Annotated in this window: 12 protein-coding genes; 4 read left to right on the forward strand and 8 right to left on the reverse strand. The window is 55.6% G+C overall.

All coding sequences use genetic code 11. The features are described 5' to 3' along the window. Nucleotides 1–10: 10 nt before the first annotated feature. The gene (locus tag DYU11_RS08430; RefSeq protein WP_119667207.1) at nucleotides 11–1,408 is read left to right on the forward strand and encodes an FGGY-family carbohydrate kinase; all 1,398 of its coding nucleotides are present in this window, start codon (nucleotides 11–13) and stop codon (nucleotides 1,406–1,408) included. Here DYU11_RS08430 and DYU11_RS08435 read toward each other — a convergent pair. Beyond that, entirely contained in the window at nucleotides 1,386–1,676 is a 291-nt protein-coding gene (locus DYU11_RS08435; protein ID WP_158600248.1) for a hypothetical protein, read from the reverse strand. The genes DYU11_RS08430 and DYU11_RS08435 overlap by 23 nt on opposite strands. A 230-nt stretch (nucleotides 1,677–1,906) precedes the next feature. Between DYU11_RS08435 and DYU11_RS08440 the strand changes: the two genes are divergently transcribed. Continuing rightward, nucleotides 1,907–2,929: a S66 peptidase family protein gene (locus tag DYU11_RS08440; protein ID WP_119667209.1), complete on the forward strand. Its 1,023-nt coding sequence runs from the start codon at nucleotides 1,907–1,909 to the stop codon at nucleotides 2,927–2,929. 94 nt (nucleotides 2,930–3,023) lie between these two features. Further along, nucleotides 3,024–4,166, forward strand: coding sequence for an AI-2E family transporter (locus tag DYU11_RS08445; protein WP_119667210.1), 1,143 nt, complete (start codon nucleotides 3,024–3,026; stop codon nucleotides 4,164–4,166). Between the two features lie 11 nt (nucleotides 4,167–4,177). Here the strand turns inward: DYU11_RS08445 and DYU11_RS08450 are convergent, their stop codons facing one another. Further along, entirely contained in the window at nucleotides 4,178–5,185 is a 1,008-nt protein-coding gene (locus DYU11_RS08450) for a nitrilase-related carbon-nitrogen hydrolase (protein WP_119667211.1), read from the reverse strand. A 224-nt stretch (nucleotides 5,186–5,409) separates the two neighbouring features. Here DYU11_RS08450 and bshB1 point away from each other — a divergent pair, with 224 nt between their 5' ends. After that, nucleotides 5,410–6,129: a bacillithiol biosynthesis deacetylase BshB1 gene (bshB1, locus tag DYU11_RS08455; RefSeq protein ID WP_119667212.1), complete on the forward strand. Its 720-nt coding sequence runs from the start codon at nucleotides 5,410–5,412 to the stop codon at nucleotides 6,127–6,129. Nucleotides 6,130–6,200: 71 nt separating this feature from the next. Here the strand turns inward: bshB1 and DYU11_RS08460 are convergent, their stop codons facing one another. The 6 genes from DYU11_RS08460 to DYU11_RS08485 all read right to left on the reverse strand — a co-directional run bounded on the left by DYU11_RS08460 (nucleotide 6,201) and on the right by DYU11_RS08485 (nucleotide 15,429). After that, nucleotides 6,201–7,637, reverse strand: coding sequence for a right-handed parallel beta-helix repeat-containing protein (locus tag DYU11_RS08460; protein WP_119667213.1), 1,437 nt, complete (start codon nucleotides 7,635–7,637; stop codon nucleotides 6,201–6,203). A gap of 182 nt (nucleotides 7,638–7,819) precedes the next feature. Continuing rightward, entirely contained in the window at nucleotides 7,820–8,824 is a 1,005-nt protein-coding gene (locus DYU11_RS08465; RefSeq protein ID WP_119667214.1) for an alginate O-acetyltransferase AlgX-related protein, read from the reverse strand. 120 nt (nucleotides 8,825–8,944) lie between these two features. Then, on the reverse strand, nucleotides 8,945–11,647 hold the full coding sequence (locus DYU11_RS08470) for a hypothetical protein (RefSeq protein ID WP_119667215.1): 2,703 nt from the start codon (nucleotides 11,645–11,647) through the stop codon (nucleotides 8,945–8,947). Between the two features lie 120 nt (nucleotides 11,648–11,767). Continuing rightward, nucleotides 11,768–13,159, reverse strand: a complete 1,392-nt coding sequence (locus tag DYU11_RS08475) for a protoporphyrinogen/coproporphyrinogen oxidase (RefSeq protein ID WP_119667216.1) — start codon at nucleotides 13,157–13,159, stop codon at nucleotides 11,768–11,770. An 86-nt stretch (nucleotides 13,160–13,245) separates the two neighbouring features. After that, nucleotides 13,246–14,007: a glycosyltransferase family 2 protein gene (locus DYU11_RS08480; protein ID WP_119667217.1), complete on the reverse strand. Its 762-nt coding sequence runs from the start codon at nucleotides 14,005–14,007 to the stop codon at nucleotides 13,246–13,248. A 267-nt stretch (nucleotides 14,008–14,274) separates the two neighbouring features. Further along, a complete protein-coding gene (locus tag DYU11_RS08485) occupies nucleotides 14,275–15,429 on the reverse strand; it encodes an acyltransferase family protein (RefSeq protein ID WP_119667218.1) in 1,155 nt (384 codons plus the stop codon). Nucleotide 15,430 lies beyond the last annotated feature (1 nt).

The raw sequence follows: 15,430 nt of genomic DNA on the forward strand, positions 1-15,430 counted from the left end.
TTCTGCGTCTATGCAACTCACTGCCGTTTTCGACATTGGCCGTACCAACAAAAAATTGCTGCTCTTTGACAACCAGTATCGCGTTGTCGAGGAAATCAGCGAAACCTTACCCGAAACGACCGACGAAGACGGGTTCCCCTGCGACGATCTGCCGCTGCTCACCCGCTGGGTACGGGAGCACTGGCATCAACTCCGCAGTCGGGTCGAACAAAACCACGATTCGGTTCAGTTGCGGGCGGTGAATGTGGCAGCTTATGGAGCAACCCTGGTGCATATCGATGAAGCAGGCGAGCCGGTAGCACCCGTATACTCGTATCTGAAGCCATACCCACCCGAGCTAACTGAGCAGTTCTACACAACCTACGGTGATGCCATGGCGGTGGCCCGGCAAACGGCTTCTCCCCCCATGGGCATGCTCAACTCGGGGTTGCATCTGTACTGGCTCAAGCACGCCCGGCCGGAGGTATGGGCACGGGTACGGTGGTCGTTGCACTTGCCCCAGTACATTTCCTTCCTGCTCACCGGCCAGCCGACCAGCGATTATACGTCCATCGGCTGCCATACGGCCCTGTGGGATTTTGAGCAGCACCGCTACCACGACTGGGTCCTGCGCGAAGGGCTTCATACGAAGCTGGCCCCGATTGTTGGGCAACCGATTGTCCAGTACACAGATGGCGTACCTCTCGGCGGGGGGCTGCACGATAGCTCATCGGTGATTATGGCGTACCTGAGCCGTTGCCAGGGCGAGTTCATGGTGCTCTCGACTGGGACGTGGTGCATCACGCTCAACCCGTTCAATACCCAGCCGCTGACCGACGAGCAACTGCACCGCGACTGTTTGTCGTACCTGACTGTTGGCGGAGCTTTCATTAAAGCGTCGCGGCTGTTTATGGGTCGGGAACATGACCATCAGGTAGCCCGCATTGCGGAACACTTCAACCTGACACCGGATTTTTCGCGGCAGGTATCGTACCAGGCCGAATTAGTCGACCGGCTCCGGCAATCCGACCAAAACCGGCTTCAACCCGCCTGTATGGCTGGAACGGGCCCTTTCCCCAACCAGCCGCCCGGCGACTGGAACGTATCGGCGTTTGCCTCGGCGGAGGAAGCCTATACGCGGCTGATGATCGATCTGGTTGAACTTCTGACTATATCAATCAAGTTGATTGACCAGAACACGCCCACCATTTACGTGGACGGCGGTTTCGCCCGCAGCCAGCTTTTCATGCAGTTGCTGGCCAATCGGTTCCCCGAAAAAGCGGTGTACACCTCTTTACTCCCGCAGGCCACCGCCATTGGGGCAGCCCTGTACATCCGGCAGGACGACGAGCCCGTAGCGGGCTGGACCTTCGAGCGGGTGCTGCCTGCCGTAAGCTCAGCTATGCCTACTTCAGATCGGCGTTTGTAATCGTGAGGGTGTAACTTACCGCGTAGCAGCCAAAATCCGGATCGGTAGCATTCTTTTTCTGCTTTACCCAGGTGGTATTGCTTACGGGATTCTGACTGTAGGCTACGGCCTGCCCACCGGTACGCTGACCAGATAAGGTAAGCGATGCGAACGTATCGGTCGGTTTGGGGATGTAGCCAAACATGGCGTCTTCCGCAATCTTAACTGTTTCCTGGCTTTGAATACGGAAGGTCGAGTCGGTTTTGCTGCCCAGCTGACGTGTGGTCACGAATCGAACGGACAGTGGGGAGTCGCTCTGATTAGCAACGTAATACGTGCTGTGGCCTACGCACTCTGATATAGGTTGCTTCTTAAATAAATCCAGATCGCCCTGGCAGCTTAAAAGAAAAATCAAAAGGCACGGGTAGGTGAACAGCCTTTTCATAACTTGTCTGGTCAATTGCGTATAAGCTTACTGACCCCGCCGGTCGTGATTTCGTTGCAAGTAACCGTAAAAATATGCCGTCCCGCCGATCGTTTCTACAAGCTGCCGCGCTGGCCCCCTTCCTGTCGTTTACCCGTGCTGAACCGGCTGCCCTGAAGCCACCCCGGCTCAGGCCCGGAGACACTATCGGGCTGGTGTGCCCGGCGGCCCCCGCCTACAGCCGCGAATCGGTGCAGATCACCATTGAGTCCTTGCAGGCGCTGGGCTTCAGAACCAAACTCAGTCCGCATTTCTACGACCGCTACGGCTACCTCGCCGGACGCGATGCCGACCGGGCCGCCGACATCAACACCATGTTTGCCGATACGTCGGTCAGTATGATCATGGCCATGCACGGCGGCTGGGGTTGTGCCCGGCTGCTGCCCCTGCTCAACTACGACCTCATACGCCGGAACCCAAAAATCCTGATCGGTTACAGCGACATTACGGCCCTGTTGCTGGGTATCAACGCCAGAACGGGACTGATCACCATGCATGGTCCGGAAGGGGCCGCCACCTGGAATGCCTACACTGTAGACTGGTTCAAACGCGTGCTGATGGCGGGCGAAGCCGTTACGTTCAGCAATCCCGTTAAAAAGGAAGACACCCTGAGCCAGACGAAAGACCGCGTAACAACCCTGAAATCCGGAAAGGCCCGCGGGCGGCTTGTCGGCGGTAACCTGACCGTGCTGAGTCACCTCATTGGGTCGCCCTATCTGCCCGACTGGACCGGTAAAATCCTGTTTGTGGAGGACGTGGGCGAAGACGTGTACCGCATGGATCGGATGCTGACGCAGCTCCGGCTGGCCGGTATACTGGATCAGGTCGCTGGGTTTGTGTTCGGGAAATGTACCAAATGCGAACCCGGTAGTGGCGGCTACGGCTCACTCACGCTCGAAGACGTACTGACCGAACAGTTTGGTTCGTTGTCGGTTCCTGCGTATGCGGGAGCGATGATCGGGCACCTGGCCGATAAGTTTACGGTGCCGGTGGGCGTCGACGCGGAGATCGACGCCGATGCCGGAACGATTCGGTTGCTGGAAAGTGCCGTTCGCTGATGGTCAGAAAATAGATTTTTGGCGACTACGCTTCCCGGTGATCCCTCTAGTAGTTTTATACTATTGATTTTGTACACTCAACCGTCATAAACACATGCTACCCGACATTTCTCATCCGCATTATCATAAATTCTCGCACTCCCTGTTGTCGCTGGCGCTTATTGCAACGGGCATTTATCTAGGCCAGGATATTCTGGTACCGCTGGCCATGGCCGGGTTGATTGCGGTACTGCTGCGGCCGGTCGAACAGCGGCTCACCCGGCTCGGTATGCACAAGGTGATCGCAATTAGCCTGGCATTGCTGCTGGCCGTTATCTTGCTGGCCGGCCTGACGGTGGTGCTTTCGATGCAGTTTTCGGACTTTACCGACGACCTGCCCAAACTTCGCGAGAACCTGAATGATGTCTACAACCAGGCCCGTCGCTGGGTTCGGAGTGAGTACAACGTGAGTTACCGGGATCAGGAGAAGTACCTGAAACAGGCCCAAAGTGAAACACTTGGCAACCTGCAGGCGTCGGATACCATCGGTGTGGTGGCCGGTCCGCTGGGAACATTGACCCTGTTGCCGATCTACGTGTTTCTGCTCATGTATTACCGGCCCATGCTGCTGTTGTTCGTTGTGACGCTTTTTCCGGATAAACACATGGTACGGGTCCGGGAGGTACTTTTTGAAATCAAAACCGTCGTTCAGAGCTACATGGTCGGCTTGCTGATCGAAACGGTGCTGGTCGCGGTACTGAATTCCGTAGGATTACTGCTGCTCGGCGTACAGTATGCCATACTGCTGGGGGTGATCGGAGCAATCCTGAACCTGATTCCCTACATTGGCGGACTGGTGGCGATGGTCCTGACGGTGCTGGTATCGTTTGGCAATGAGCCCGAACTGACCGTTTCGGTGGGGATCGTGGGCGTTTACCTACTGGTGCAGTTCATCGATAACAACGTACTGGTTCCCTTGATCGTAGCCTCAAAAGTTCGTGTCAATGCCCTCGTTTCAATCGTTGGCGTGCTGATCGGAGGGGCGTTGGCGGGGGTGTCCGGCATGTTTCTGTCCATTCCGGCCATTGCCATCCTGAAGGTCATTTTCGACCGGGTCGAAAGCCTGCAGCCGTGGGGTATCCTGCTCGGCGATCAAACCCCCGAGGAAGCTGGCCGTAATCTGTTCCGGTTGCCGCCCCGCCGACGAAAGACGATTATCCTGGATAGCAGCGGGTACCCGGAGGAGCAGGTACCCTGATTACCCCGGGCTTAACTGTACAGCTTTTTGATCACTTCCTGTTGCGTTCGCACGAAATGCTGGCGCTCGGCCGGCTGGCTCAGGAGCGTACTGGGTGGGTAAACGCTGGTTTTGGTGTAACTTTCCGCGTATAGCTCAAACCGCTGGCGGGCCATCAGGTTGCCCAGGGCCGGACGCTGGCGGAAATCGCGCAGGGCCGCCAGGTCGATGTCGGCGTTGGCAGCCAGGCTCTCGCCATAGCCGGCTTCGGCCAGTACCATGCCCTTCGGGTCAACAACTTTGGAGCCACTGTCGGCAGAATTTACCGGGAGTGAGATACCGGTAATGCCAGCCGTATTGGCCGACACCACGTACGTCATCGTTTCGAGGGCCCGCGCCTGTTTGGCAATGTTCTTCTGCGTCAGTAGCGGACTCCCTGTTTCCGAGGTCGAATGTAGCAGAACCTCGGCTCCGCGGATAGCCAGGCAACGGGCGAGTTCGGGAAACAGAATGTCTTCGGAAGCAATACAGGCCAGATTGCCAATGTTCGTTCTCGCCACCGGAAAAAGCGAGTCATACCCGTACGCATCCAGGTATAATTCCCAGACATCATGCGGGGTAGGGGAGTACATGGAGTTGAGTCGGCGGTAGCGCAGCAGTATATCGCCGTTAGGGCCAACAATAAAGCTGGTCTGGAAGTAAAGCTCCGGGAAATAGGGGTCTATTTCGTAGGCATTGCCGGCAAAGTAAATCTGCTGCCGCTGAACCATAGCACTGATGGCTTCATACACACGCCCGTCTATTTCAAGGGCTGCTTTTTCGCGCCAGACGTCCACACTTTCATCCACCGGAAAGCCGGTTAGAAAGTGTTCGGGAACGACCACCAGCAAAGTGTCGCGACCGATGTAGCCGATGGATGCGGCAATCTGCTGCTCAATCCGCTCCACGCCGGACAACATCAGCGCTTCGGCTTCGTCGCGGGTTTGACAATGATTTACAGACTGGCAGGTGAGCTGAAGGGCTAGGGCTTTGTAAGACATTCGGGTTTGATAAGTGAACGTGGGTTTCTTGGTCAAGTTGAGCCGCCAAATGTAACAACAGATGAAGGGGGTTACAAACGTTCAGACGGGGAAGGTGCGGTTTGGTATCATTAAGAAATTTTTACGCCCCGCTGTAACGGATGTTGACATCAGCGGGTTTTTGTTCTAACGACCGTTTGTTTGGTTGTAAGTTTGTCCCGTAAACACTCAGACTATTTTTACGCATGAAAGTTGACGTACTGGCTATTGGTGCCCACCCCGACGATATTGAAATGACCTGTTCCGGAACGATTCTGTCGTTGGTGGCTCAGGGTAAAACGGTAGCCGGAGTTGATCTGACCCGTGGTGAACTGGGTACCCGGGGCACCCCCGAAATTCGTTTGCAGGAGTCGGCCGAAGGAAGCCGGCTGATGAAGCTGGTAGCCCGCGAGAATATGGGGTTCCGCGATGGGTTCTTTCGCAACGATGAAGAGCATCAGATGGCACTCATTGCCGTGATCCGGCATTTTCAGCCCGCCATTGTCCTGACAAATACGCCCGATGATCGCCACCCCGACCACGGGCGGGCGGCTCAGTTGGTGAACGATTCCTGCTTTTACGCGGGGCTTCGACAGATCAAAACGGTAGGTAAGGATGGACAGGCTCAGGACGCGTGGCGGCCTGGTTACGTGTATCACTACATTCAGGATCGATTCCTGCAGCCGGATTTTGTGGTCGACATCACGCCCTACTGGGAAGGTAAACTGGCCGCAATCAGGGCCTATAAGAGCCAGTTCTTTAACCCCGATAGTACCGAGCCGGAGAGCTACATCTCCAGCAAAGTGTTTTTTGATTTTCTGCGCGCCCGTGCCGAAGACCACGGACACATGATTGGCGTTCAGTACGGCGAGGGCTTTATCAGCAAGCGAATGCTTGGCGTAACGGACCTGTTCGCCCTGTGCTGAACCGGCTGCCTTTTGGCTGCTGACTGAAAAAAGAACGGGTTGGTCCATGGACCAACCCGCGTTTTATAATCTTAGAATGAGTCGTAGTCGTAGGCTCCCAGATCCGGTGGAGCGGTCGTAATGGCCTGGTTGGCCAGGTCGACCGCCGGGCAGCGGGTCGCATCGGCAGCATTCCGGCCGGGTGAGCCGGCGGTGAGCATGTAGGTCGGCCGGCCCGGGTCAGCGCTGCCGATGAACAGCGGCTGGGCCTGAATACCATTGCGGTCGAGTCCTTTGCTCTGAAGCTGGGCCAACGTAGCACCGGTCAGATCTTTGCTACCATTGGCGCCCTTAATCAGGCTACGGTTGTTGCCAGCGGGCTTGTAGTACAGGTTGTTGTTGCTGACGAAGCTTTGCGCATTGACCTGATAGAGGTTAATAATCGGGTTCGTATTGTTCTTGCCCGCGTAGATATTGTTAACCAGTTCGATGTTGCCCGAGCTGGCTTCCAGCGAAATCAGTGGCCGGTTCGTGCCGCCTTCCACAAACGTATTGTTGTTAATTGTAAGATCAGCACCCCGCAGGTAAATGGCCGTTCCCATGGGGTTGTCGAACAGGTTGTTTTCAATCACTACGTTCCGGCAGGTACTGCCACTGGCCGGCAGCAATTGAATGCCGATGCCGTAGAGGTTATTGCGACCGGAACGAATAAATTTATTCCGCCGGATCGTAATGTTCGACATCTCGTACAAATCCACGATGGTCTTGGTCGCCCCGTCGAATTCGCAGTCTTCGATCAGCAGGGATTTGAAACCTTTCAGCTGGCAGACATTGTCGGCACCGGCCAGGTTCTGCGGGCTTTGATCGAGTGATGTTTTCAGTCGGCGGAACACTACGTTCCCTACGTCGTTGGGAGCCTGGCCCAGACGAGGACCACCAAAGCGGATGCCCTCCATCTGCACGTCTTCGAAGGTAATATCCTCGCACTGAACCGTGGCGCGCATTGCTACGTAGCCGCCCGTGAACCGAACGTTTTTCAGCAGACTCTGCCCTTTAACCGTAAAGAACCGGACACCGGCCGTATTGCCGGACGTCAGGCTGTAGTTCGTGATAACCAGGTTTTCAAGGATAATATTCCGGATGTTGGCTGGGCTGGTTCCGTTGAACACCACGGCCGATTCGGATTGACCCGCGTCAAGTATGGCCTGCCCGTCAACGCCCCGGAGCGCCAGCGAAAAGCTGCCCATGTTTTTGTTACGCAACGTAGCTGATTTGGTCAGGATCGTACCACTGAGCTGCAGTTCATAGGTCTGCGTGAAGGTTGCCGGCAGCTCATTGAAGGCTGTCTGTAGGTCCGTGTACCTTTTGCCGGTCTGTACGTTCAGGATAGTACCCGTATTGGCGGTGCGCAGATTGGCAACACGTTCGGGCTGAATCTCAGAGAGTTGTTGAATGGTTGACTGCGAACAGCCATACAGAAAACCCGACGCGACCGCAAGCCACGTCAGTTGACGAAAGGAGTAATGCATGAATACGTAAAGTGTAGTGGGCAAACAAACTTAATTGAGCGCCTAAACTAACATAAGTATGCATGATAATAAAGAAATATATTTGAATAAAACAAAGAAACTGTTTAATTATTTAAATATAATTAAACTTATGTGGCACTAATAGATTTGAAATATAGAGTATGGTTACAAAAATAGACAGGTCAGATGCCTATTTTCTGGCGTACCTGATTGAGCCACAAAGCTCGTCCGGTACAGTTCCAGTGAGAATCGCCGATGAGATAAACCGGCTGTTTCGCCTGCCTGTATACGCTGTACGTATCAATGACGCCAACCCGTAGTGCCGGGTGCTGCTGAATCCGCTCGATCAGGCGGTTGTATTGCCCCCGCTCGGGGTCAAGAATGGTCGTTTTATTTGGGATGATGGATAAATACACCTCATCGAAGCCCAGCCGCTTGTACCGCTCAGCTACCGAATTAACGCTGTCGACTAACGTAGCAACCTCCTGGTCGGTGAGAGAAGAAAACGACGAATTGAGCCGTTTGGTCGTATCGGTATCCATGTTGAGCAGAACGTGCTCATGATCTGTGGACAGACTTACTGCCGGCGAGGCCCGGTCGAACAGCCGGTACGTCAGGGAGGCTTTCAGTTCTTTAAACCAGAAAAACAGATCATGACTGAACAGGGCGGATTCGAGCCGTTCCTCAATGTCGCTGAGATGGATGTCATCGCCGATCTGCCGACGCCACGATAGTTTCGGTTTTGCGGCCTGATTGGTGTCCTGCTGCACCACCAGTTCGTTTACCGGTCGGGCAAAATGTTCCCGGAAGTGCCGTTCAACGGACTCAAGTACCAACACGTTCCGCCGGGTCGGGTCGAGCTGCGCGGCTTGCAGATGGTCCCACTGAACGCGCTGGAAATGACTGATCCGAAAATCCTGCTGATTCACGCGCTGCGGCTCCGAGAAGCTATCGCCAATAATGTAGAGGTGCGTGCGGGCGGTATCGCTGTCGCGGTCCGACGGCGGGCATTCGGGTTGCTTATCCTTAAATTGGGGCAGGTTCGACAGCCGGTATAAATCACCGTACCGGTAATCGTCGACAATAACGCCGGTCTCGTAGAGCCAGTGGGATACGGTGGATGACAACCCGCCCAGCCACAGCACTACGGCGAATACAATAAGGGTATAACGGATAAAACGTGACATACGTAAGTTCGCGAAATTCGGTGAACGTTTTACGGTTTACAGTTCCCGGTATTCGGTTTTCAGCGTTTAGGCTCTTCTGTGCCGGCTTACTGAGAACCGACCTGTAAACCCTAAGCTGCCTCACCGCAGCCGGATACTGAACAACTCGACTGCGTTCCGGACTGCGCTTAAAATATATAATTCGTTGGTGGTCTCATCGAACTGCAGCGACACCGGGAAATCCGACGGGATCGGCCGGTCGCCGATGGGGCGGCCGTTCAGATCGTACAGCGTGGTAAAGTTACCTGATTTCACCGTGATCAATTCCACCCCCGCGCCTAATCGGTGGTAGCGGACGTTGTTGCGCCCCGACTGCAGGGCCCGCACCTGAAAGCGTTCGTTCCCCTGCTGGTCCAGCACGGCCACTTCTGTATCGGTAGTACGGAGCAGCAGCCAGTTGGTGAGCGCTTCGTCCGGGAAAAGCCGGAACGATCCGCTCCGCAACGGACGGTACAGTTGCGTGCGGGCCGTGAGCAGCCCCGATGCATTGAGCCGCAGCAGCTGTCCGTTTTCCGTAATGGTTTGAATGTCGGAGCGGGTAGGGGGAAGCAGGGCCGGGCCTATAAACGTAAACTCCGTCTCTGAACTGCCCAGCCTGGCCGGGTATTGGGGTAACTGAGTGCCATTGTCCCGCCAGCGGTTCAGCGTGCCATCGCCTTGCAGCGCCAGAATTTCCATACCCGTCGGGGCCGTAATTACCTGGAAAGGCAGTTGAATCGGGCCTTTGCGGGGAGCCGTCAGCAACCGCACAAACGTTCGGCTCCGTCGGTCGAGGGCGTAGATGTGCCCATCCTGATGCGCAGCCAGGGCCACCAGATTACGCTGCTGCGTACCACGCGGCCGGGCCAGATACGTTGCATTCAGCCCCTCGGGCAACCGGATGGCCAGGGGTTTGTCGGGCTTGCGGGCCAGACCCGGTTTGACCTGCCCCGGGTCCGTGACGTACAAGGTCCGGTCGGTCATGAACAGGTATTGAAGCCGGCCGTTGTCCAGAAAATCGACTGCCAGCGTATTGCTGCGGATAGGGCCATCCAGGCCGGAATGAATGAACGTTTCGTCGGCCAGAACCTGTACCAGTTGGTCGCTCAGCGGGGCGTAGTACTGCAGCATATCGTCGCTCAAGCTACCGATTGCTACGGGACCGGACGTTAGCGGGGTTTCCAGCTGCCTGCGTTTCTGCAACAGCACCCGGTTCCGGACGCCCTGGCTGGCCCGGCGGGTGGTACGACCAAGGACCAGGGTCGACAGGATTTTCTTGTTGCCGTAGCTGGCCTGGTAGGCAATGTTTTCAAGATCAGTCATGGCCGGGTCATGTTCGGTCGGCTCCAGCAGGGTCTGCCAGGACGCCGGCCAGCTGCTGGTCAGCGATGTCTGCGTTCGCTGTAACCGGACAAAGGCCGTGAAGTTGGCCGGACGTAACGTCTGCCCGAGCAGTTCGGCCTGCCGTTTATCAGCCGACCACACGGTGCCCCGGGTCAGTTGTTGCAGATAGTCCTGCATAACATCTTCGCTGTTAGCCACGATCAGGTTCGAGCCATGTTGCGTAATCCAGCTCTGGCGGAACCCCGTAAACAGGCTGCTGAACAGCGATGCGGGCAGTTCGGGAATATTCAGCAGCAGCACTTTATGCCCCAGGTACGTTTTGAGGGGGGCTGACCCCGACGCACCGGCCAGGTAAGCGGCCTGCTGGTAGGCGTTGGACAGCTGCTTCACGTCCCGGCTTTTCAGAATGAGAAGCTGCCGGTAAATATTGTTGGAAGATTCGAGCCGGCAGAGCAATAGATCCGTACCGATGGATTTGTACAGCGCTTCGGTGGCAGGCTTAAGCCGATTGAATCGGTCGCGCAGGAAATCACTGGAAGCCGCACCCAGCAGACTGCTCAGGTTGCGGCCAAACCGGGCCGGATCGCTGATGCCGATGTGGTACAGGGTCGCGGTGGTTTGCGGAATCAGGGCTGCGCTTTGGATGCGCATGGGCGTTTGGCCTTCGAACAAATTGGCTACGTCGCGCCGGTTGCCGATCTCGTCGGAAGCGTAGCCGATCAGGTGCGACCGCGACGCGGCCGGCCGGAACTGCAAGGTTAGCTCTTCGGGCAAAAAGACCCGAACCACCGAGCCCGCTTTGCCGAACAGGGATTGCAGGACGTCGGGCCGCATCGTTAATCGTCCTAACTGGTCGACATCAACGTCGAAAGCCGCATCGGTATACGGGAGCGTAGTCCGATGCCCAATACCCCGGGCTACGTTCTCGATCAGCACCCCGGACGTACTGCCCACCAGATACTCATCCGTAAGCAGAAACGATCCAACCGATTCGTTCGTCAGCGATTGCAGGTCATAGATTCGTTCGCCCGCGAAGGTGTGGCTCAACACACGGTATTGCCGGGGGTTCGGATTGGTCAGTTGCTTCAGGAATGCCTGATCGCTGGCTTCGGTTGGGATATAGAAGATATAATCGAGGGCGTTCTTGGAAGCCGGATGCAGGGAGTACCGGATGTTTTTACCCGTAACGAACCGCCGGACCGAGGCCGTATCGCCGGCTGCGTACAGAAACCGTTCGAGCCGGACCAGAGCCTCATCGAACACGGGCATCTGGCGGAGTGAAACCTGAGTACGCAAGGCCTGTTCAGAAACCGAATCCTGCAGGCGGTCGCTCGCCAGGATCAGCAACGCATCCGGTGGGACCAGCGCCCTGAGCGAACGCCCGGACGAGTCGGCCAGTCGGTAGCCCAGCCACCCGAGCACTGCCACAAGGCCAACACCAATCCAGATACGTTTATTCATAAACAACGAAGAAGTCGGTAAGGTAGTAAGGCGGATGCCCTGTGGCGCACCCGGCAGCGTAACGCAAAGGTAACACAGGCGTTGGCTACTTACTAACTTACCGACTTTTGGCAGACCAGCTTATTTACCCCACATCGCGTTGGCTGTGTCGGGGAAGAAAAGCGTTAGTTCGGGAACGTTGGCGGCCACGCGGTTGGCCCATTCCACCCCCTGCATCAGCGAGTGATCCTGATTACTGACCTCGTATTTCCAGGCTCCAAAACGACCCCGCGAATAGATGCCGAAGGGCTCCAGTTTCGGTAGTACGGCTTTCAGAATACCGTCGCGCTCCACGGATGGGGTCGGATAACCATAGTCGAAGGCCATGTGCCAGGTCGACACGACGTCGTCTTCCGACTCAATCAACTGGTCTTCCTTCAGCGCCCGGATCGTATCCTGAATCAGCGTTTCGCGGTTGACCGGTTTGGCCGGCGACTCACTCGTTTCGGTCATCAGCGACCAGTACTGGTTGATATCCGGTACGTTGTTGGGGCTGTAGTTCGAGAATACCGTGACGCGGTAGTACGGGCTGTTGTACTCCGGAAAGTACATCCAGCACATCGTTTTCAGGCTTTCTTTCGGTTTGCCCTTCAGGCCGATTCCGACTACGTTGGTCGATGAATGCTTGAGTCCCTGTGCTGTTTCGACCGTTTGCGAGTCCAGCCCTTCCACCTTCCGGGTAAAAATATCGAGCGGCATGGTACTCATCAGGTGCTCGTACTGGATCGTTTCGCCGTTGGCCAGCACGATCGTCTTGTCGGCACCGATCACCTTCTCAACCGTACAGTTCAGCTTGATGTAGTCGCGCCCGATCAGGTTGCCGACCGATTCCCAGATACCGCCGGTACCGCCGTGTTTAGGGAATTTGAACGTGCTGTTCGGGCCCCACGAGAAATCATCCTGATTGAAAATGATGTTTTTCGTTACCCGCTGCAGATCCGTTACGGCTACGCGTTCTCCTACCCAGACGGCGTTCATTTCTTCCGGCGGGAAGGCCCATACTTTGTAGTTGTACGGAAACATAAACGTTTCGGCCAGGCCCGGCCCGAACGTTGCCAGAATCCACTCGCGGAAGTTCGCCGGCTTTATGTTCGTGGGAAACTTGTAGTTGTGGATGATCCCTTCCAGGCATTTCCACATCGTTTCGGGTTTGAGGTACTTAATGTTGTTCTGGAACGGATACGGCACAAACCGCCCCTCGATCCACACCCACGATTCGCGCTGGTGGCTGAGCCAGCCATCTTCGCCCAGCGCTTTAACCATCAGGTCGTCGAAGTATTTGTAGTGGGAAAACTGAACGTGGCCACCCACGTCCCAGGTAAATCCCTTTTCATCAACGAAGCTTTTGGAAAGACCACCGATGCGGTTTTCTTTTTCGAGAACGATGAAATCGGTGATGCCCAGTTCTTTCAGGCGATAAGCGGCTCCCAGGCCTGTTGGGCCGGAGCCGATGATTACGTACTTATAGTGCATTGTTGAGTTTACTGGGTATAGGTTAGGGTTTGCTGTTCCCAGTTGTCAGAGAGGCTGGAAACGGCAAACCCTAAACCGCAGACTGTTTACACGGTTACTGGCTCGGGTTTTTTCAGAGCCTTTACTTTACCACCCAGTTCAAAGCGGAACTGGGCTAATTCCTTGAAGCTTTGCATGCACACTTTCAGCAGTTTCCACTTGAGAATGGATACCGTACCGGTCTGCCGTTCTTTGTGCGTAATGGGTATATCGAAGGTCGTATAACCGGCTTTCTTCGACATGACCGCCAGAAAAATATTCGGGGCAAAGGGGGTTGGCTCAGGCAGCTGAGCCAGCAGACGACGCAGGAAACTGCCCCGGATCAGCCGGAACGGAATGTTGCTGTCTTTGATGTACGTCCCGTAAATGGTTGCGATGCTTAACCGCAGAATCCGCGTGATCACCAGGCGGGCGGGCGCATCGTACCGCTCTTCACGGTAACCCAGAATGAACGGCGACTCATTCCGCTTAGCCCAGAGTTTCTGGAAATCGTCGGTGACGAACTGATCGTCACTGTCGGTCTGAAAAACGTATTCAGAATCAAGGGCAACAGCCTGCCGGTAGCCGTTCACGACGGCATTGCCATGACCGCCGTTGGGCTGGTGAACGACAACCAGTTTTGGATACCGTTCTTTGATCTGGTCCAGGATTTCGCCGGTGCGGTCGCGGGAGCCGTCGTTAACCACGATCAGGCGGGTATTCTCGGTCGGAAACTGACGGGTCAGCAGGTCGGTCCATTGCTTCACAACGTGTTCAATTACTTCTTCTTCGTTGTAAGCCGGCATTACAATTGACAGCAGGAGGCTCATGCAGCGTGTTTGTCGGTTGGAAACAGACCCGTGACCTGGCACAGTGCCGGATTGCTGGTCTGAAAAGCTGTTGTAAAAGCAGCCATGTTTGTTAGTACTATACTAATAAACGCTGCAAATATAGGGAATTGTTAAGCTCTGTGATGGTAATGGGATTGTACATTATTTAGCGGGAAGATGAAGGTACGTATGGCATTCATCAGCGCCGGATGTTCAGGGCGATGAATGGTCCGGCTAATCAACGAATTGCCTGAGTACGTTTCATCATCAGTACGAATACCGGTCTTTTAAATCATTGATAGGTTTTTCTACCAGATACCATGATACCGTTGCCAGCGCAATCGTCAGCGCCAGGAAAAACGAAAATTGAAACACGTAGGCGCTGTTCAGAAAGGGCAGCACATCCGTGATCCGTCGCCACGCCCGCACGGTGACATGCGTGGGCTGCGTGTGGTAAAAATTGAAAACAAAGTTGTGGTAGAGATACAGCCCGTAACTGATTCGGCCGAGGTACTGACTCACGGAATTTTCCAGCACCCATTTCATAGGCCCGCCGTAGCCCAGTACCGCCTTGCCGATCAGGAAAAAACCGAAGAGCGAAGCCGCCAGCCGCTCCCATACGTCGGCCCAGACGTTGTGGTACCCGTAGGGCGACCGGTCGATCATGTAATTGGTCATCAGCACCACGGCTACGAATCCCAGCAGACTCAGCCACACCCAGGCCGTCGACTGAAACACACGCGTGAACCACTCCCGGCGGTAAAGCCAGCCAAAGGCCATCAGTGCCCCGAGTCCAAACGAATCCAGGCAGGTAGGCATCGATACGTACCCGATGAACCACGGCAGCCGGGCGCGGTGCAGCGCATACCGTAGCCCAACGCTGACGACGATCATCAGCAGGGCCGTTATCGGTACGTGCCGGCGCGGAACGAAAAACAGCAGCAGTGGGAAAAACAGGTACACCTGTTCCTCAACGGCCAGCGACCAGAGGTGATCGACCGTACCCATCCAGGTGTGGTTGATGGCGATGTAGATGTTGGTCGCGTAGAGAGCCAGCCACGCAAATTTTTCGCGGACGGGTGGTTCGTTTACCAGAGCCAGGACGAACAGCGTCAGGTAATAGACCGGAAATATGCGCAGTGTCCGGCGGATGTAAAACGTTTTCAGGTACTTCGACAGCCCTCCGCCCGGCTGGTTGCTGAGTTTATCCTTGCTCGACAGCAGGATGCGGGTAATCAGAAACCCGCTCAGTACGAAGAAAATGGTAACGCCCAACGCCCCAAGCGCCACGCCTTCAATGCGGCCTACCATCCAGTGATCGAGCAGCACCAGTCCCACAGCCAGGAACCGAATGCCGTCCAGTTGCTGGAGGTGATTCAATACCGGGCGGGCCGTTGAGGGTAGGGTTGTATCGTTTATCATG

The sequence above is a fragment of the Fibrisoma montanum genome (genome assembly GCF_003583365.1).
Classification (GTDB): Bacteria; Bacteroidota; Bacteroidia; order Cytophagales; family Spirosomataceae; genus Fibrisoma; species Fibrisoma montanum.

Bases quoted from the DNA above. Each gene is read 5' to 3' on its own strand.
- DYU11_RS08430 (WP_119667207.1), top strand. From the start codon at position 11: ATGCAACTCACTGCCGTTTTCGACATTGGCCGTACCAACAAAAAATTG.
- DYU11_RS08440 (WP_119667209.1), top strand. From the start codon at position 1,907: ATGCCGTCCCGCCGATCGTTTCTACAAGCTGCCGCGCTGGCCCCCTTC.
- DYU11_RS08445 (WP_119667210.1), top strand. From the start codon at position 3,024: ATGCTACCCGACATTTCTCATCCGCATTATCATAAATTCTCGCACTCC.
- DYU11_RS08450 (WP_119667211.1), bottom strand. From the start codon at position 5,185: ATGTCTTACAAAGCCCTAGCCCTTCAGCTCACCTGCCAGTCTGTAAAT.
- bshB1 (WP_119667212.1), top strand. From the start codon at position 5,410: ATGAAAGTTGACGTACTGGCTATTGGTGCCCACCCCGACGATATTGAA.
- DYU11_RS08460 (WP_119667213.1), bottom strand. From the start codon at position 7,637: ATGCATTACTCCTTTCGTCAACTGACGTGGCTTGCGGTCGCGTCGGGT.
- DYU11_RS08465 (WP_119667214.1), bottom strand. From the start codon at position 8,824: ATGTCACGTTTTATCCGTTATACCCTTATTGTATTCGCCGTAGTGCTG.
- DYU11_RS08470 (WP_119667215.1), bottom strand. From the start codon at position 11,647: ATGAATAAACGTATCTGGATTGGTGTTGGCCTTGTGGCAGTGCTCGGG.
- DYU11_RS08475 (WP_119667216.1), bottom strand. From the start codon at position 13,159: ATGCACTATAAGTACGTAATCATCGGCTCCGGCCCAACAGGCCTGGGA.
- DYU11_RS08480 (WP_119667217.1), bottom strand. From the start codon at position 14,007: ATGAGCCTCCTGCTGTCAATTGTAATGCCGGCTTACAACGAAGAAGAA.
- DYU11_RS08485 (WP_119667218.1), bottom strand. From the start codon at position 15,429: ATGATAAACGATACAACCCTACCCTCAACGGCCCGCCCGGTATTGAAT.